At 66.2% G+C, this 19,465-nt stretch carries 8 protein-coding genes; 3 read left to right on the top strand and 5 right to left on the bottom strand.

The genetic code is table 11. From position 1 onward, the window contains the following. On the bottom strand, nucleotides 1-1,342 hold a 1,342-nt coding region (locus tag CH292_RS11210; RefSeq protein ID WP_143545751.1), incomplete at its 3' end, for an FAD-dependent monooxygenase. Between the two features lie 172 nt (nucleotides 1,343-1,514). Between CH292_RS11210 and recC the strand changes: the two genes are divergently transcribed. The 3 genes from recC to recD are packed head-to-tail and all read left to right on the top strand — an operon-like array spanning nucleotide 1,515 to nucleotide 10,011. Beyond that, nucleotides 1,515-4,790, top strand: a complete 3,276-nt coding sequence (gene recC, locus CH292_RS11215; protein WP_094654764.1) for an exodeoxyribonuclease V subunit gamma — start codon at nucleotides 1,515-1,517, stop codon at nucleotides 4,788-4,790. Beyond that, on the top strand, nucleotides 4,787-8,116 hold the full coding sequence (locus tag CH292_RS11220) for a UvrD-helicase domain-containing protein (RefSeq protein ID WP_094654765.1): 3,330 nt from the start codon (nucleotides 4,787-4,789) through the stop codon (nucleotides 8,114-8,116). Before recC ends, CH292_RS11220 begins: the two co-directional genes overlap by 4 nt. Next, on the top strand, nucleotides 8,113-10,011 hold the full coding sequence (gene recD, locus CH292_RS11225) for an exodeoxyribonuclease V subunit alpha (RefSeq protein ID WP_094654766.1): 1,899 nt from the start codon (nucleotides 8,113-8,115) through the stop codon (nucleotides 10,009-10,011). The genes CH292_RS11220 and recD overlap by 4 nt, the downstream gene beginning before the upstream one ends. Here the strand turns inward: recD and CH292_RS11230 are convergent. The 4 genes from CH292_RS11230 to CH292_RS11245 form a co-directional block, all read right to left on the bottom strand. Beyond that, nucleotides 9,973-10,848, bottom strand: a complete 876-nt coding sequence (locus tag CH292_RS11230; RefSeq protein WP_094654767.1) for a hypothetical protein — start codon at nucleotides 10,846-10,848, stop codon at nucleotides 9,973-9,975. The genes recD and CH292_RS11230 overlap by 39 nt on opposite strands. Before the next feature lie 101 nt (nucleotides 10,849-10,949). Continuing rightward, nucleotides 10,950-12,005: a hypothetical protein gene (locus CH292_RS11235; protein ID WP_094654768.1), complete on the bottom strand. Its 1,056-nt coding sequence runs from the start codon at nucleotides 12,003-12,005 to the stop codon at nucleotides 10,950-10,952. Between the two features lie 53 nt (nucleotides 12,006-12,058). Beyond that, on the bottom strand, nucleotides 12,059-13,846 hold the full coding sequence (locus CH292_RS11240; RefSeq protein ID WP_094654769.1) for a sulfite reductase subunit alpha: 1,788 nt from the start codon (nucleotides 13,844-13,846) through the stop codon (nucleotides 12,059-12,061). A gap of 20 nt (nucleotides 13,847-13,866) precedes the next feature. Then, nucleotides 13,867-19,335: a glutamate synthase-related protein gene (locus CH292_RS11245; protein WP_094654770.1), complete on the bottom strand. Its 5,469-nt coding sequence runs from the start codon at nucleotides 19,333-19,335 to the stop codon at nucleotides 13,867-13,869. Nucleotides 19,336-19,465: the final 130 nt, after the last annotated feature.

The following is a 19,465-nucleotide window of genomic DNA, read 5'->3' on the forward strand; positions in this document are numbered from 1 at the left end:
CCCCCGAGCCCCCCGAGACGTCCGACCACAGCAGCAGCGTGTGCGACACCCCGGCGAACAGATCGAACAACCGGAAGGAGAACGCGACGATGTCCCGACGCAACTCCCGAGCATCCGGAGCGCGTTCTCCCGGTTGCACCGCGGTCGACGCGTCGTCGACTACCGACACGAGAGGACCCGGCGGGTAGGAGATCAACAACTGCGCTTGCCGACGCATCGCCGTCTCGAAGGAGTTCTCACCGGCGCCGATGCCCTCGCGGGCGCTGCGGACGGTCATCCCGACGACGTCCTCACCGACAGGCCTGCGCTCCGCGTCGTAGGTGTCCGTCAGGCCGTCCGCGGCGATGCCCCGCACCGAGAGGGCTACCTTCCACGCCAGATTGTGCGCGTCCTGAATGCCGGTGTTCATGCCCTGAGCGCCGGTCGGAGGATGAATGTGCGCAGCGTCTCCGGCGACGAAGACGCGTCCCCTGCCGTACGCGTCGACGATGCGGTGGCTGATCTTGAACACGGAAGACCACCGCAGATTCCGTGCCGTCGTCGGTTCGGGCGACAACCGGTCCAACACCGCCTGGATGTGGTGGAGTTCGGGCGCCGGCCCATCGGTGAAGCCGTGCACGATGCCGTCGCCGGCACTGGGCGCGGCCGTGAGCTCCTCCGGCACGAACATCGACATCCGGTAACGACCGTGGCCGGGAAGTGGGATCGCCACCAGCAGATCGTCGACGGTTCCGTCCTCGGTCCGGTGTGAGCTCCTGACCCCGTATCCCGGTGGTAGCGACCAGTCGACCTCGATGTCGCCCAGCATGTAGCCCTCCGCGAACGCCCCACCCTCGAACGTCAGTCCCAGCTGCTTGCGCACCGCGCTGTGGGCCCCGTCGCAGCCGATCAAGTACTGCACGTCCGCCGTCGATCCGTCGGTCAGGGTCGCAGCGACGCGCTGCTCGTCCTGCTCGAACGACGCCAGCCCGACGCCCCGCTCGACCACAGTCCCCAGCCCGGCGAGATGCTCGGCGAGAATGCGTTCGGTTTCGTACTGGGGGAGTCCGGCGAACCAGTACGGAACATCCGGCGGCAACGTCAGCTCGATTCGGCCGACCTCGACACCTCCGTCGAACGCGATCTGACCCCGCATCGGCACCGAAGCATCGAGGATCGCACCGGAAACGCCCATGTTCTCGAACACCTCCAGCGTGCGCGGCTGAATACCAACGGCTTTCGCGTACTGCGGCGGAGTCGACGCGGAATCGACGATGCGGCAGTCGATACCTCGCCTACGCAGCTCTATCGCCGCGGTCAGCCCGATGGGTCCCGCTCCGGCAATCAGCACATCTGCACTCACGTGTACGCCCTCTCCGTCGACCCGATGTCGCCGAGTATCGGCCGCAGCCCGGTCGCGTCGGATCTGCTCGGATCTATTTCATGCTTTACGGATGACTCGCGGGTCGCATTCGGTGTCGGTCGGCTCGAGTAGGGTCAAGTCAGATTTCCGCCGCCGGCGACGAGCAAAGGGAGTGACGTTGACGCTGCTGATCCATCGTGCGACACGCACGAGTGTTCTCGCGTCCGCTCTGGCCGATGTTCTGGCCACGCCGTTGTCGGATCCGTTCGCGGCCGAGGTCGTCTCCGTCCCCGCACGTGGTGTCGAGCGGTGGTTGACGCAGCGGCTGTCGGGTTCCCTCGGCGGTGACGGGGGCGACGGCGTTGCCGCCAACATCGAGTTCCCCTCTCCGGCAAAGCTCGTCGACGAAGCCCTGGCAGATGCTGCGGGCTTCGACCCGGTGGACGACGCGTGGTCGACGGATCGAGTTCTCTGGGCGACCCTCGCGGTCCTCGACGAGTCGATGGACCAGCCGTGGTGCGCGGTGGTGGCGCACCACCTCGGGCACGGTGCCGACGACCATCGCGCCGGACGTCGGTGGTCCACGGCGGCCCATCTGGCGGGTCTGTTTCGCACCTACGGAGCGGACCGGCCGCTCATGCTCGTCGACTGGCAGCGCGGCGTCGACAGTGACGGACTCGGTGGCGACCTGCCGGAGGATCTGCGCTGGCAAGCCGAGCTGTGGCGCGCGGTCCGTGAACGTATCGGCACGCCGAGTCCGGCGGAACGGCTCTCGGAAAGCTGTGACGTCGTGCGGAGCCGTCCCGATCTTCTCCGGCTTCCGGACCGATTGTCGATCTTCGGCGCTACTCGTCTGACGACCGATCAACTGCAGGTGGTCGCAGCCATTTCAGAGCATCGAGACGTGCACTTCTGGCTTCCGCATCCCAGTCGTGCGCTGTGGGACGAGAGGGCGCGGTCGAATTCCATCGTCAAGCGTGCGGACGACCGATCGATCCTGACGATCGATCACCCGCTGCTCGCCAGCCTGTCCCGGGACGTCCGAGAGCTCCAGTCGAGACTCCTTGCTCTGGACGCCAGGATCGTCGATCGTGCCGAGGAAGAATCCTTCGAAGTACCCACCCTGCTCGGACGTGTCCAAGCCGATATCGAAGCTGCACGCGCGCCGGTGCATTCGGCGACACCCGACGGAACCATCGCCGTGCACGCGTGCCATGGCGCGGCCAGGCAGGTGGAGGTCCTCCGCGAGGTGTTGCTCCACGCCTTCGAGGAGGATCCGACACTCGAACCGCGTGACGTGGTGGTGATGTGTCCGGACGTCGAGACCTACGCACCGTTGATCAGAGCGACGTTCGGACTGGGTTCGCTGGATCATCCCGGGCACTCGCTCAGGGTGCGCCTCGCCGACCGCAGTCTCCGTCAGACCAACCCGATGCTGTCCGTCGTGGCGACAGTGCTCGATCTCGCCGTCGGGCGGATCACCGCGAGCGAAGTTCTCGACTTGCTTGCCGCCGAACCCGTTCGACGGCAGTTCTCGCTCACCGACGACGATCTGGAACGACTCCGCGAGTGGACGCAGGTGGCTGGCGCACGTTGGGGCCTGAACTCCCGGCAGCGACGCGACGTCGGCTTGGACGACTTCACCGAGAACACGTTCTTCGCCGCCGTCGACCGACTGCTCCTGGGAGTATCGGCCGACGAAACCGCGCACCACTGGCTCGGACGTGCCCTGCCCGTCGACGACGTCGACGGCAGCGACATCGATCTGACCGGGCGTCTGGCGGAATTCATCGACCGCCTTGCCAGCGTCGTACGCGACATGCAGGGAACCTCCACCACGTCCGAGTGGCGTCGTGCCCTGGTTCGAGCACTCGACCTCCTCGCCGACGTGGCACCGGCCGACGCGTGGCAGCGAGCGCAGGCACTGCGTGAGATCGCGGCCGCCACACGTCACGGCGATGCGGCACCGCTCCGGCTCGCCGACGTCCGGGCCATGCTCGCCCGAGCGCTCGCAGGCCGCCCGTCTCGAACGAATTTCAGGACGGGCGAGCTGACGGTGTGCACCATGGTTCCGATGCGTTCGGTTCCGCATCGGGTGGTAGTACTTCTCGGCCTCGACGACGAAGTGTTCCCCCGCACAGGCGGCATGGACGGGGACGACGTGCTCGCCAGGGATCCAGCACCTGGTGAACGGGACGTCCGCAGCGAGGACCGTCAGTTGCTGCTCGACGCGGTGATGTCCGCCGGGCAGAAATTGTTGCTGTTCTACACCGGCGCCGACCCCGTGAACGGATCCACCAAACCTCCGGCGATACCGCTGAGCGAGCTGCTCGACGTCGTACGCACCACCGCAGGCGCCGACGTGGTCCGCCGACATCCGTTGCAGCCGTTCGATGCGCGAAACTTCGATGCCGAGAATCCGTTCAGCTTCGACGCCGTGTCGTTGAAGGGTGCGCTCGCCGCCCAGAAGGACAGCGTCCCCGCCGACGAGTTCCTGCCGAGTCGCCTGCCGGCCCGCACGCCGACCGATGTCGCGCTCGCCGACCTGGTGTCGTTCTTCGAGAACCCGATTGCGGGTTTCCTGAAGCAACGCCTCGGTGTGCGGATTCCCGAGACCGACGACGACATCGCCGATTCGCTCGACATCACCCTCGACGGCCTTCAGCGGTGGGAAGTCGGGGACCGGATGTTGAACGAGATGCTCTCCGGTACCGAGCTGGACGACTTCCGTGCGGCGGAAATGCGTCGTGGAACGTTGCCGCCCTTCGAATTCGGAGCCCGGTCCCTGAGAGACATCGTCACCGGCGTCGACACTCTCTACGAGGCCTCGCGAGAGATACACCTCGTTCCTCCCCGCGTGGTGGACATCTCGGTGGACCTCGGCGGTGGACGCAGGCTCACCGGGACGGTCACCGGAATTCACGGTGACGTCATCGCGCGCACGTCGTACTCCAAGCTCGCTCCCAAGCACCGGATCGCTGCGTGGATCAGACTTCTGGCCGTTGCTGCGCAGGACGGTTCGCGTCCCTGGCTGGCCGTGACGACAGGCCGCGGGATGGGATATCACCCGATGCGATCGACGATGAACGCGCCGACCGACGCTCTCGCGGTGTTGGCGGAGTTGGTTGCGCTGCGCGACACGGGCCTCGACGCACCACTGCCGATCGGGCCCATCGCGTCGTCGGTCTACGCGGAGAGGAGAACGGCGGGACTGCCTGCCGAGGACGCGTGGAAGGACGCGAGCGACAAATGGTCCGACAGGTTCGGTGACCACACCGACCGCAGTATCGCGTACGTACTGGGCCCCTCCGCGCCCCTCGCGGCTCTGACCCGAGGCCACTGGAACGAGTTCCCCTCCGGAGCAGGCGCCGAGAAGACGGTGTTCGAATCGCTCGCCGGGGTGGTCTGGCGCCCACTGCTGGCGAACGAGGAGGTACGGCGACCATGACGGACTTCGATCTCTACGGTCCGCTTCCCACGGGCACCACGGTGCTGGAAGCCAGTGCGGGCACCGGAAAGACGTACGCCATAGTCGGATTGGCCACGCGCTACGTCGCCGAGGGCCTGTGCGACATCTCGCAACTGCTGCTCGTCACGTTCTCCCGAGCCGCCACGCGGGAACTGCGTGATCGAACCCGCGCGCGGTTCGCCTCGGTGGCAGCACAACTCGCGTTGCCCGGTCCGCACGACGACGGCCTGGTGGCCTTTCTGGCCGACACCACCGACGAGGAAGTTCTGGCGAGACGGCAGCGTCTGCTGCAGGCACTGTCCGAGTTCGACTCCGGCACCATTGCGACGACGCACAGCTTCTGCCAGCGGATGCTCGACAGTCTGGGCATCGCGGGGGAGAACGAGCCGGACGCCGTGCTGGTGGAGAACGTCGAGGACCTGACGATGGAGGTCGTCGACGACACCTTCCTTCGTCGCTACGCCAAGGTCGCGGACCGTGATCCGCCGATGACGCTCACGGAGGCACGCGAGCTTGCGCGAAAGGCAATCGCCGACAGGCAGTCTGTCCTGGCACCCGAGACGGATGTCGATCCTGCCGTCGGACATCGAGTGTCGTTCGCCGAGGAGGTACGCACCGAGGTCGGCCGACGCAAGCGGATCGCAGGAATCCGAGACTTCGACGATCTGCTGGAGCTACTGCACGGGGTCTTGGCGGATCCTGAGCTCGGCGAATTCGCGTGCGCACGTGTCCGTGAACAGTTTCAGGTCGTCCTCGTGGACGAATTCCAGGACACCGACCCGTGGCAGTGGGGAATCCTGGCCCGCGCCTTCCACGGAAACTCGACGCTGCTTCTCGTCGGAGACCCGAAACAAGCGATCTATGCGTTCCGCGGCGCCGAGGTGTTCAGTTACCTGGACGCGGTGTCCGTTGCCGATCACCGGCTCGAGCTGACCACCAACTGGCGAAGCGACGCGGGCCTGCTCGCGGCACTGGAACACGTGTACGGCGGCGCTGCGCTGGGCCACGAGGGCATCGTCGCTCACCGGGTCGGCGCCACGCACGAGTACTCCAGGCTCAGCCACGGCGAGCCGCTCCAGGTGAGGTACCTCCCACGCACGGGTGCGGGCCCGTTGAACCGGTCCGGATTCCCTGCTGTCGACAGAGTGCGAGGCATCGTCGCCGCCGATCTCGCCGCGGACATCGCCGAGTTGATCGCCGGCGGCACGACCATTCGACTGAACGGCGTGGAACGGCAGGTCGAACCAGGAGACATCGCGGTCCTCGTCCGATACAACGCGCAAGTTCCGCTCGTTCGTGACGCTCTCGATCGGGTAGGCGTTCCGTCGGTGCTGACCGGGGGATCCTCGGTGTTCGAAACGCCCGCGGCAACGCAGTGGCTGTGGCTGCTTCAAGCGATGGAACAACCTCACCGAGCCGATCGCGTCCGGATGGCTGCGCTCACACCGTTGCTGGGTCGTACGGCAGAGCAGCTCGACGCCGGTGCCGACGACATCGTCGCCGGGCTGAGCAGCAGCTTGCGAGAATACGGAAACCTCTTCGGTCGAGCGGGATTCGCGGCCATGTTCGAGAAGCTGAGCGGAGACACGGCATTGGAGGCGCGCCTCCTGGCACTCGATTCGGGGGAGCGCGCGCTGACCGACATTCGCCACGTCGCGCAGCTGTTGAACAAGGCGGCCGTCGAAGACCTGCTCGGCGCAACCGAACTCGTCCGGTGGCTGACCGAGCGCATCAGCCATCCGCATGCGGTGAACACCGGTGAACGCAGCCGCCGACTGGACAGCGAGGCTGCAGCAGTGCAGATCGCAACGATCCACGCGACCAAGGGACTGGAGTTTCCGGTCGTGTACGTGCCGTTCGCGTGGCACGCGACATCCCCGCAGAAACCCGCGACGCTCGTCTACCACGACGACGAACACCGACGAGTCCTCGACGTCGGTGGTGGGCGCGGTCAGGGGTGGGGTGCGAGAAAGACTCTGTCCGACAAGGAACAGGCAGGCGAGGAGCTACGCCTGTTGTACGTGGCGCTCACGAGAGCCCAGTGCCGAGTCGTCTTGTGGTGGGCGCCTGCGATCACGACGGCGGGGTCGCCCCTGCACCGAGTGCTGTTCGGCCGGATGCCGGGAACGGCAGAACTGGAGCCGAGACCGAAGGTGCTCGACGACGCTGCAGCCGCGAACCGGCTCGAATCGTGGGCAGGCGCTGCGAATGGATCGGTCGCCGTCGAACCGGCCGTGCGCCGAGATTCACGAGCGCCGGTCGACTCGGCGCCGCGTCGGAAGCAGGTGCTCGACGCTGCGGTGTTCGGGCGCTCGCTCGACATGCTCTGGCGCCGGACGTCGTACTCCGCCATGACTGCAGCGGCCCACGACGGGCCGGGAGTGCGCAGCGAGCCCGAGCAACCGGGGATCGAAGACGAACCCGACGAGCCTGCATCGGGTCCCGTAGTGGTGCCCGACGACGACATGCATGGCATCCCGTCCCCGATGAACGGTTTGCCCGCCGGAGCGGCGTTCGGAACCCTGGTGCACGAGATTCTCGAGCATCTGGACACGTCCGCCGACGACGTGGAGGCCGAGCTGCTGAGCCGATGCACCGACGCAATCGAGGAGAACGTCGCGGACATCGAGCCGCAGGCGCTGGCCGACGCGTTGCTGCCTGTGCTGCGCACACCCCTGGGGTTCGGAACCCTGGAGGACATCGGACCGCCGGATCACTTGGCGGAGCTGAACTTCGAACTGCCTCTCGCGGGCGGTGACAACCCGACCGCGCAGGTCGTGACCATCCGGGGCATCGCTCGGCTCCTTCGCAGCCATCTGCCCGCGGACGACGTCCTGGCCTCGTATGCCGACCGTCTCGATGCCCTCGAATCACCGCCGCTGCGAGGGTATCTGACCGGAAGCATCGACTCGGTCCTGCGTGTTCACGAAGCAGACCGGACGCGCTACGTCGTCGTCGACTACAAGACAAACAGAATCACCAGTGGAGACCTCACCGTCGAACACTTCACCCGCGAGCGTATGGCCCAGGAGATGATGCGCTCGCACTACCCGCTGCAGGCATTGCTGTATGCCGTTGCCCTGCACAGGTATTTGCGCTGGCGCCAACCGAATTACGACCCCCACACCCACCTCGGCGGTGTGCAGTATCTTTTCGTGCGCGGCATGGCAGGCCCGCAGACACCGGCCGGTTGCGGAGTCTTCGATTGGTACCCGCCACCGGCACTGGTCACCGACGTGTCCGATCTTCTCGCGGGACACGATTCGAGATCCGGTCGATCAGGTCGAACAGGAGGTTCGTCGTGACCGATGCGTCGTTGGTGAAGCGAGCGGACGGGCTGCTGAAGACGTTCAACGAGGTCGGCGTTCTGGCTCCGGCCGATGTTCACGTCGCCCTCCGGCTCGGTGCGCTCGGCGGAGAATCCGATCCGAATGTTCTGTTCGCCGCTGCTCTTGCGGTCCGGGCTGTGCGGTCGGGGTCGGTGTGTCTGGATCTGCGGAGGTTGAGGGACGTGACCGTCGACGAGGAGTCCGACGTCGACCTCGGTTCGTTGCCGTGGCCGGAGCTCGGGGATGTGTTGGCTGCGTTGCGGGCCAGTCCGTTGGTGACGGGAGGAGATCGCGGGCCGTTGGTCCCACTGCGTCTCGTCGACACCGACGACGGTGAACTGCTGTACCTGGATCGGTATCACCTGCAGGAGCGCACGATTCGGACGGTTCTGGAGACACGCGAATCGTCGAGGCCCGATGTGGACGTCGACGAGGTGAGGTCGCTGCTGCACGAGCTGTTCCTCGACGAGAACGGGCAGCCGACGATGGCCCCGGATCGGCAGAGGATCGCGGCGGCACTGGCTGCCACACAGTGGACAACAGTCATCGCGGGTGGCCCCGGCACGGGCAAGACGCACACGGTGGCCCGGGTGCTGGCGATGTTCTCTCGACAGTTCGGTCCGGGGATTCGGATCGGCCTCGCTGCTCCCACCGGCAAAGCGGCGGCGCGGCTCCAGGAATCGGTGACCGAACAGTCTGCAGCCCTCGGGCTTCCGCCGGGAATCACTGCCATGACGGTGCACCGGTTGCTGGGTTGGCAGCGGGGGAGCAAGAGCAGGTTTCGTCACAACGCAACCAATCGCCTGCCGTACGACGTCATCGTCGTCGACGAGACGTCGATGGTGTCGCTGACCATGATGTGCAGGCTGCTCGAAGCCGTTCGTCCGGAGACCCGGCTCGTGCTCGTCGGTGACCCGGATCAGCTGACGTCCGTCGATGCCGGTGCCGTCCTCGCGGACCTGGTGGCGCGTCCGATCCGAAGCATTGCTGCTGCCGACGGCGGACATTCGGACGGACGGCACGCCTCGCCGCTGACCGCGTTGATCGAGGACGACCTCGACGCCGTCAGCGATCCGCACGAGGCCGCGTTGTCGGCGAAGGAACGGGCCCGTCTGGCAGGCGGGGTCGTGCGGTTGAGCCGAGGCCGACGGTTCGGCGGTGCCATCGCGGAACTTGCCGTCGCTGTTCGCGACGGGCGAGCGGACGACGCAATCGCGTTGCTGAAGGACAGACCGGACGAGCTCTCCTTTCATGCACCGTCGGAGCTGTCCGAACTCCAGGCGGACGTTCTGTCCACCGCCGCGTCGGTGACGGACGCAGCCCGCGCCGGTGACGGATCCACGGCATTGGCGGAGCTGGAATCGCATCGGCTTCTGTGCGCACACCGTCAGGGCCCGTACGGGGTGCAGACGTGGGCGCGCCGAGCAATGGACTGGGTGGGCGAGTCGTCCGGCACCTTTCTCGATCCGTCGCGCTGGTACCCGGGCCAGCCGTTGCTCGTCACCGCGAACGACCACGACGCACGCATCTACAACGGCGACACAGGAGTGGTGATCGATACCGGAGGGGGCGCGTTGATGGCCGCGTTCCAGCGGGGACGCACGCCTCTGTTGGTGCATCCGAATGTGCTGTCGTCGGTGCAGACGGTGTACGCGATGACCATTCACCGCAGCCAGGGCAGCCAGTACGACACCGTGTCCGTGCTGTTGCCCGCGGAAGCCTCGTCACTGCTGACGCGTGAACTGCTGTACACGGCTATCACGCGAGCACGGAAACATGTGCGGATCATCGGTACCGAGGACGCATTGCGCGCCGGCGTGGAACGTCAGGTGCTACGAGCCAGCGGACTTCGCCGGACGATCGTCGAGTGACGACGCGGAGCCGAGGTGGCGACGCAGACTGACTGCGGTGTCCGACCACGACCGCGCCTGTTGTTCCCAGATGCGCGCCCGAGCCAGCGTACCCCGGCGACGGAGCTCGAACGCCCGAGCGGTTGCCCGGTCGGCGTGCACGCCCGCAGTGGCAGCCAGTTCGTCCAACCGGTCGGCGCCGCAGAGGGACGCCACCGTCACGCTGTCCAACGGACCGCCGGCGAGCTCGCAGAACGTGTGCAGTGATCGGAGGCCCTCTGGCACTTCGGCGGACGCCTGTCGTTCGGCGGATGCTGCCGCGACGGGGTGTGGCTCGTGAGCAAGCGCTACCGGTCCGCCGGCGCCGTCGGCCAGACCGACCGTCCACGCACTGAGGAACGACGGATGAGGCACGTCCCACACTTCGCGGAACGTGGCAACCGCGACCGTGGCCAGCAGATCCGCCTCGTCCCGCGGTCCGTCGACGGTGAAGTCCATCACCGTGCCGTCGAGCATCGGCTTCCCGGCCTCCGACCAGCCGAGACCGTGCAGGCGCCGATCGGCGGCCGTCATGTCGACGTCGTCGGGGTACAGGTAGGACGGCAACGACGCGACGCCGACGATGACGTCCCCGTCGATCGCCACGAGGTCCACATACGGCCGCTGGCCTCGTTGTCCATGAGATGCCTGGGCCGAGGTGATGGTGACGTAGCTTCCCGTGGGCATCGCCGCGACATGAGCGGTGAGGTTCTTCTCGAACCGCTGCCACGCACCCGCGACATCGGCATCGAACATCCCGGCATCGAAAGCACCGGCATCGAACGGACCGTGCTCGATACTACCCTGCTCGGTAGACACATGCGCTCCTTCGTCGAACGGGATTCTCGAAGTTTCACCCGGCTGTAACCGCCGCCCTCGAAAGATATCGGCTGGGTCCGACAAAGTCGGTGAGGCACGAGTCAGAGAGAGTGAACGATCTCCTCCCACACGCCTGCTACCACGGAGTCCGTCGCGCCGGTCTGGGTGAACAGCACGGGGCAGTGGCCTCGTCGGTCGTAGAGTTCGATGGACGCTGTCGGGCCGCGTACGCCGGAGGTGACGGTGGCCCAGCATTCGGTGACGTGGGTCAGGTCCACCATCATCCGGCACAGTCCGGACGCGAGTGTCAGGTTGCCGCCGGTCATGCGTGCGGCGATGAGATGATCGTGATGTATCTGCATGCATCCCGCGCCCGCGGTGACCATCGTCATGGGAAGTTCGAGGTAGGCGAGGTGCTCGAGCGCGCCCGCGATTGCCGTCGCATCGATCTGCCGCGTGCCGAGCGAGGCCAACGCCGGAAGCGCAGCCTGCCGGGCCACGCCGCCGTCGGCGAGGATCGAGTCGAACTGTTGAATCTGGTCGGCGCCCTCCCACTCGGCGAGAGCGTCCGCGTCGGAGACAGGGGTGCGGGGTCGTGGCACCACCGCGTACGACGGCCGCGTGCGCACCGATCTCAGTGCCTCGAACGCCAACCTGTCCGATCGGGGCGTCAGATAGCTTGCGTGCGCCGCGAACCCGGTGGTGTCGAATATCCTCAAGGTCGGAGGGAGGTACTGATCGGGGTCGGTGGCAACCGCGGCGTGGAGACGAGACATGTTCATACGCAGCGAGATTCGATTTTTCGCAGTTCGGATCGGTCCGCCGATCTCGGTGGGGACGTCGTAATGACCGACGTCGTTCATCACCGCCGGTCCCGAGACCGTGATGGCCACGGTCTCGTCGAGCAGGGGCAAGAACTCGGCAACGCCTGCGGCGCCGCCGCCGATCTGCTCGCCCGAGAAGTCCGGCTTGGTCAGCAGTGCGTCAAGGTCACTGATGGCGGCCGAGTCGCCCGTGTCGGTGGGTGCTGCAGCCGCGCAACGGCATTCACTGTGGCGGCCGCAGGGTCTGCGTGAGCCGCTGGGCAGAGCCGGCGGGCCGGGGGTGGATGTGGGATCGTCGGACCGATCCCCATCCGAACTGGATGGAGCGGACATGGTGATACTCCTGAGGAAGTACTGCTGTGACGATTTTTTCGGCCCGCGAGGGGTCAGTAGACGTCGCGCAGGTAGCGCTTGGCGCGCTTGAGCTCGGACACGTAGTCCTCGGCCTGATCCGCGGAGTGTCCCCCGTGTTCGGCAATGACGTCGTGCAGCGCGGCGTCGACGTCCTTGGCCATACGAGTGGCGTCACCGCACACGTAGAAGTGACCGCCCTCCTCCAGCCACGCGTACAGCTCCTTGCCGTTCTCTCGCATGCGGTTCTGCACGTAGACCTTCTCGGTCTGATCGCGCGAGAAAGCCAGGTCGAGACGGGACAACACGCCGTCGCGAGACAGCGCGTTCAATTCGTCCTCGTAGATGAAATCCGACGCGCGGTGCTGATCACCGAAGAAGAGCCAGTTGCGGCCCGATGCGTTGCGCGCGCGCCGTTCGTGAAGGAACGCACGGAACGGCGCGATACCGGTACCGGGTCCGACCATGATGACCGGCGCGTCGTCGTCCGACGGCAGCCGGAACGATTTGTTCGCGGAGAGAAACACCCCCGCGCCGTCGCCCTCTCCGACACGGTCCGCGAGAAACGTCGAGCACACCCCGCCTCGGTCACGTTCTGCGGAGCGATACCGAACGCTGGCGACCGTCAGGTGGACGGTGCCTTCGTGGGCCAGCGGCGACGACGAGATCGAGTAGACACGATGCTGCAACGGGCGGAGCAGTTCGAGAAGCTCGGCGGGCTCGATCGTCAGCGCCGGATCGAGCGCAAGCACGTCGAGGACGTCTTTACCCCAGGTCCAGGCGTCGAGAGACTCGCGGTCGCCCGTCTGGAGGACGTGCTGGAGTTCGTCGTCGCCCGATCGTTCGGCGACGGCCTCGATGAGGTCCATCGACGGCACGCCGATCTCGTAGGAATGCGTCAAGAGTTCGTCGAGACGCTGCTCGGAGCCCTTGACCGTGACTGTCGTGTCCGGGTCGACGCTGAGCCGCCCGATCAGTGCGTCGACGAGTTCCGGGTGGTTGACCGGCTTGACGCCCAGTCCGTCGCCTGCCTCGTACGTCAGGCCGCTGTCGCCCAGCGAGAACGCGTAGTGACGGACCTCCTTCGACGACTGCGGCCCGGAGAGAACGCGATTGGCGAGGACGGTGGCGCGGTACGGGTTCTTCCGGTTCCACGGTGACCGCTTGGAGGCACTTTTCGCGGGCTTCGCTGCAGGTGCTTCGGGCTGTGCAGATGCAGGAGCCGCGCCGCCGTCGACCGATGCGATGGAGGGGACTGCGCCGGCCAGCCATGCTGCGGCCGCGTCCTCGTATTCGACGTCGCAATCCAGACGGTCGGCCGTCCGGGTCGCCCCGAGTGCTTCCAGTCGTGAGTCGATGTCTCGTCCCGCCTTACAGTATCCGTCGTAGCTCGTGTCGCCCAGTGCGAGGACCGCGAAGTACAGCCCTTCCAGTCTAGGTGCACTGTCGGCGGCAACAGCATCCCAGAATAGCTGGGCGTTGTCCGGCATCTCGCCTTCGCCGTATGTAGATGTCACAACGATCAGGCGACGCATGGCCGCCAACGCGTTCATGTCCACAGCGTCCAGTGACGCGACATGAGGGTCGAGCCCGTGCTGTCGGGCCAGGTCGGCGGCGTCCTGAGCGAGCGCTTCGGCGTTTCCGGTCTGGCTGCCGTACAGAATCTGGAGCGGGACCGCAGCGGCTACCGAGGCAGTGTCCGGCTGCACGGCGGAACCGGTGGGCATCGCCAGTCGTGAGTGGAGTCCCGCCAGGAAACCGGACAACCAGGCACGCTGATCTCCGGTGAACGGCGCGTCCTCGGGAATGTAGGGAATGAGCACTGAACTTTCCGTCTCTCTCGTCAGGACACCAGGTCGGGGACGGAACGCACGGCGAACAATTCGTCGAAGTTCGGTAGCGATCCGAGCTTGGCGCGGTTCTTGGCGTCCTGGTAGATGATCCAGCCGTAGGTGGCCGGGCTGTCGGAACCGCGCACGTTTCTCGCGGTCAGGGCCTGCTTGTAGTCGTCGACGCGCTTGTGACCGACGAGGGCCGCCAACTGCTCGTCCTCGTACCCACCCAGCACGTCTTTCGCGTACGCGGTCAGCCGGTGAACGAGCGCGAAGTCCTCGGTCAGCACGAGGTTTCGTGCTGCCTTGTGCACGGCCGGGTCGTCGATCGCGCTGGAACCGGGCACTCGGGTGAGCGCGACCTCGTGCGCGTAGTGCATCACCGTGTACTGGTTCAACAGCGCGTACACGGTGTCGGTATCGGTTTCGCCGTATCCCGGCACCGATCCGCCGAGCACCGGAGTGCCCTCTCGCAGGCTGAGCTTGTAGGACCGGACCTGCTGGGTTGCCAGCGAGCCCGCGAGCTCGTCGAGCAGCTCCTTCCGGGTTTTCGCGGCAAGGATCGCGTCGCTGTCCTGGTAGAGCAGCAGCGCCCGCGGCATCGCGTAGACGAAGCGATGCTGCTCCACCTCCCAGTTCTGCAGCAACCGTGTCGCGGAGGCCGACCCGGTGGCCTCGACGTGCCACTCGAGCAGCATTCGAACGGCGACGGTGTGAATGGCTGCCTGCTCGTCGTCCGCCGTGATGGATCCGAGGATCACCGAGTCGGCACTCGCACGGAGAGGCAACAGACGGTTCGGGTCGTACTGATAGAAGAATCCGCCGCTCATGCCGTTGCAGACACCCTTGCCGAACCCGCCGAGATTCAGAATGGCGCCGCCGGTCATGTACTCGGCCGCGAAGTCACCCACGCCTTCGACGACGGCGGTGGCTCCGGAGTTCCGCACGCCGAAGCGGTCGCCCGATTCACCTTCCACGAATGCGCGTCCACCGGTCGCGCCGAAGAGCGCGAAGTTTCCGATGAGAACGTTGCCGCCCGCTTCGGGTGATCCGCCGCCGGGCGAGCGGACGATCACCGTGCCGCCGTTCATGGACTTGCCGACTCCGTCGTTGCAGGTGCCGGTGTGATCCATGACGACTCCGTCGTTGCAGAAGGCGGCGAACGAGAGGCCCGCCGCGCCGTACGTGGACACCAGGGCCGTGCCCGGCGCCAGGTATCGCCGGCCGCGGTCGTCGACGAGCACCGAGGGCATGGCGTCGGTCACCGACGTCGGGAGTTCGTGGTTGAGAAGGCGTTCGATGTCGATGGACAGTTGCCCGCCGACGCTCTTGTTCAGGTTGCCCAGGTGCGTTCGGCCGCCGGGCGCGACCGTGCGTGCGCGGTCGTCGATCAGGGCGGTGCGGACTTCGGCCATCAGCATGTCGTCGATGCCGTATTCGCGTTCGAGGTAGACGGGGTCGGTGACGACGGATTCGCGAACGACGGTCAGCATCGAGTGCAGGTCCAGCGCACCCACCGTTGCCGCATGGTCGACGAGGTGCAGAAGATCGGTGCGGCCGCGGGCGTGCCGCAACGACGGCATACCCAGCTCGGCGAGCAACTCTCGGACTTCGTGCGCGATGTTGAGCAGGTACTGCGCCATCGATCGAGGGTCACCGTCGAACACCTCGGGATTGGTCGTCAATCCTGCTGGGCACTTGACGTTGCAATTCTTCGCCATGACGCAGCCCATCATCATCAGCGCCGTGGTGCCGAACTCGAAGCTGTCGCCACCGAGCAGCGCCGAGGTGACGACGTCACGACCGGTCTGGTGGGCTCCCGAACATCGGAGGATCACTTTCTGGCGAAGTCCGTTGGCGCACAGAGCCTGGTGCACTTCCGCGAGGCCGATCTCCGCGGCGCGTCCGGCGTACTTCAGGCTCGTGACGGACGCCGCCCCGGTTCCGCCGGTGTTGCCGGCGATGTTGATGACGTCCGCACCTGCTTTCGCCACGCCGACGGCGATGGTGCCGATCCCCTCGGACGAGACGAGCTTCACGATCACGCGTACGCGCGCGGCCTTGCAGTCGTGGATCAACTGCGCGAGGTCCTCGATCGAATACGTGTCGTGATGCGGTGGGGGAGATACAAGTTCGACGCCGGGTGTGCCGCTGCGGGCCGCGGCGATGTCGACGGTGACCTTGGGGGCAGGCAGCTGTCCGCCCTCGCCGGGTTTGGCGCCCTGACCGATCTTGATCTCGATTTCCTCGAGCATCGGATCGGCCAGATAGCCGGCCCAGATGCCGAAGCGTCCCGAGGCGAATTGTTTGATGCGAGAGGCGCGGACGGTCCCGTAGCGCGACAGATGCTCTCCGCCTTCGCCGCTGTTGGACATCGCGCCGACCATGTTGGTTCCGTGCGCGACGGCTTCGTGCGCATTGGCGTTGAGAGCCCCGTGACTCATCGCGCCCGACGCGAGCAACGGTGTGATCGCACTTGCCTTCTGCACCTCGGACAAGGGGATCGACGCAGGCGCCGCACCCAGTTTTCCGAGGAACAGCGACGCTCGGCCGCGGGAGGTCACGATCACCGTGTCCCCGTCGATGCGACTCGTGGCCTCGTCGCCGAAGAGAAGACCGAGACCATCACCGAGCAGATGCGCACGCGCCGGGTTGGTACGCGCAGGGTCGGTACGCAGCGTCAGTGCGAACTCGGTGTCCGACACGGCGTCGACCTGCAGGCCGCGGACGACAATGCCCGTGTTGCCCTCGATGTCGAAGCGGCCGAGCTCGAGCGCGAACTCCTGCGCCGACGAACAGTCCGACACGTCGGCCGGCGTGGCCAACACGTCGCGCAGTGCTGCCGGTCGACGCGAGCGCTCGTCGTGCATCGACCGTACGAACGACCGGTAGTCGCCCGTCACCTCGAACGCGTCGATCTGTTCGTCGGTCAACCGGTCGAAACTCGTCGACGCGTACGCCTCGGCGCCGAGACCGAACGCGTCACCCAGCCTGGTGATGGTCAGCAGCCGCAGTGCATCGGTCTGCGTCGCATCGGCTTCGGTACCGGCGAAGGCGATCTTCTCCTTGGTCATGTCGACGAATCCACGAACCGACGTGGCCCCGAACGAATGGCCTGCGCCGTCGGCGCGTTCCTTGAACAACCCCAGGTTCGGCAGGTCGCTCTCGCTCGCCGCGCTACGGGCGTGGGCATGCCAGTGCGCGACACCCGCGGCGATCGCGCGGAACCCGACGCCGCCCACCGGGGACTTCATGTTCGGGAACCACTGCGACAGAACGGGATCCGATGTGTCGAGGAAGTTCGGTTCGAAGAACTCACCGCCGATGTAGCTCTCCACGGTGCACAGTCCGACGCGTCCCATCGTCTTCATCAACGACTTCTCGGCCGCCTTCACGAACTTGGCGAACGCCACGTCCGGGTCGGCACCGAACTTGTCCTCGGCTCGCAACCGCACCGTCAGTGGATGAACCGCGGCAGCGCCGAACCCCAGCACGAGTGCGACATGGTGAGACGAGGAGATCTGGCCGCTCTCCACCACCAGCGACACCCGTAATCGGACACCCGCTGCGATCAACCGTTCGTTGACGAACGCCACGACGGCAATCACCGGGAGTGCAGCGTTGTCCCGAGTGATGTCTCGGTCGCTGAGCACGGCGATACCGCCGTCACGGGCGAACCGAACGACCGAATCGGCCAGCGAATTCACGGCCTCCACGAGCGCGCGTTCGTTGGCCTCGCTGTCGGTGTCGATCGACCGGTACGTCATGTCGAACCGTGCGACCGGGGTATGCGGCTGTTCGGTGATCCGGCGCAGATCCGTGTGCGAGAGCAGGGGACTGGGCACGACGACCTGGCGGGAAACGGGGCCGCCGACATTGGGTTTCGGCCCCAGTGACACCCGAAGCGTCATTCCGTCGGCCTCGCGAATGCTGTCGAGCGGAGGGTTGGTCACCTGCGCGAATCGCTGCGAGAAGTACTTCGCCATCCCGCCTTCGCGGTCGGTGAGAGCGTTGATCGCGTTGCCGTATCCCATCGCCGAGACGCGTTCGACGCCGCTCGCCAGCATCGGATCCATCAGGAACTTGAAGCTCTCCTGATCCAGCGAATACGCGACGTAACGCTGATGACGTTCCAGATCGCCCGCATAGGCGTCGGCGACGGAGTCGGCGGCGTCCAGATCGTCGATGCCGACGCGCGCGGCTGCGAGCAGAGCGGTGTAATCGCGATCGGCAGCGAGCTTTTCGAAGGCTTCGCGGGTGTAGTAGGTGTGCTTGTCGCGGTGATCGAAGTAGATCATTCCGCCGGCTTCGACGCGACCACGATGCGTGATGGTCTCGGGTGGGAACCGAACCTGGCCGGCTTCGGAGAAGGCGCACAGGTAGTCGTTCGTTTCCACCGTCCGGAGGGGACGAAGTCCCAAGCGGTCCAGACGTGCGCCGATCACCGTGCCGTCGCCGAACACCACCGCAGCCGGTCCGTCGTTCTTCTCCTCGTACAGCGAGAAGTACTCGAACATCGCTCGGACCCGAGGCGAGAGCGTGTAGTCGTTCTCCCACGCCGGAGGCATCATCGACACGACGGCCGTGACCAGTTCCACGTTGTCCTCGACGACGCGGGCCTGCACGGTCTGGTCCAGGCGGCAACTGTCGGACTGGCCGGGCGGGCGCACGATGGCGCGACGCTTGGCGCTTGCCACCGCTGCTTCCGCGAGGCGATTCTTCTTGTCGGTGTTCAACTCTCCGTTGTGCGCCATGAACCGGAACGGCTGCGCCATGGTCGGATGTGGATCGGTGTTGGTGGAGAACCGGGTGTGGAAGAAGATCGTGTGGACCGAATGCTCCGGGTCGACGAGGTCGCAGAAATAGGGAATGACCTCGTCGGAGTTCAGCCGACCTTTGAGTACCTGCGTCCGGGCGCTGAGCGACAGCGGATACAGCCCGGCCAGTGTCGGGGTGGTGTACGCGATCGATTCGATGTGCAGCAGTGCCTCGTGAATCAGCCGATCGATGGCTGCGGGTTCGGGCCGGGGCCGAGGTACCTCCCAGATCCACTGACGAACGGGGCGTTGATATTTCACGGCCGCGGGACGAATGGCGTCGTTGTTCACCGGAACATCGCGGACAGTGAGCGGGGTGAATCCGCGATCGATCATGGCGCGGTGGATCAGTTCGACCGCTCGTGCATGCTGCGACTCGTCGTCGGGGAGAAAGAAGTTGCCTACTGCGAATCGGCCGAGTTCGAGAGTCGGACGGTCGGTGACGCGTCGAAAGAAGTCGACGGACAGGTCGAGGGACACACCGCCACCGTCGCCGACACCCTCGGCGGACATGCCGCCTCGGTGCGGCACCGAGCACAGCGCCTCACGGGCCTTGATCAGCACGTCGTGGGACTGAACGCCGTCCTTGCGCGTGATGAAGCCGACCCCGCAGCTGTCGGAATCCAGCGACGGATCGTACAGACCGATGGACTTCTCGTGCATCTATCGACCCTCTCCCTGTCCGGGCGCAGGCGGGCGAAGAGTCGGATCCGCCGTGCGCAGAATCGACGGCGTGACGCCGTCAGGGCAGGGCGTCGCTGCTTCGATGAAGCGGCACCCGGAGAGGCCAGAC

Origin of the sequence: Rhodococcus sp. 14-2470-1a (assembly GCF_002259425.1) — a bacterium.
Lineage (GTDB): Bacteria > Actinomycetota > Actinomycetes > Mycobacteriales > Mycobacteriaceae > Rhodococcoides > Rhodococcoides fascians_E.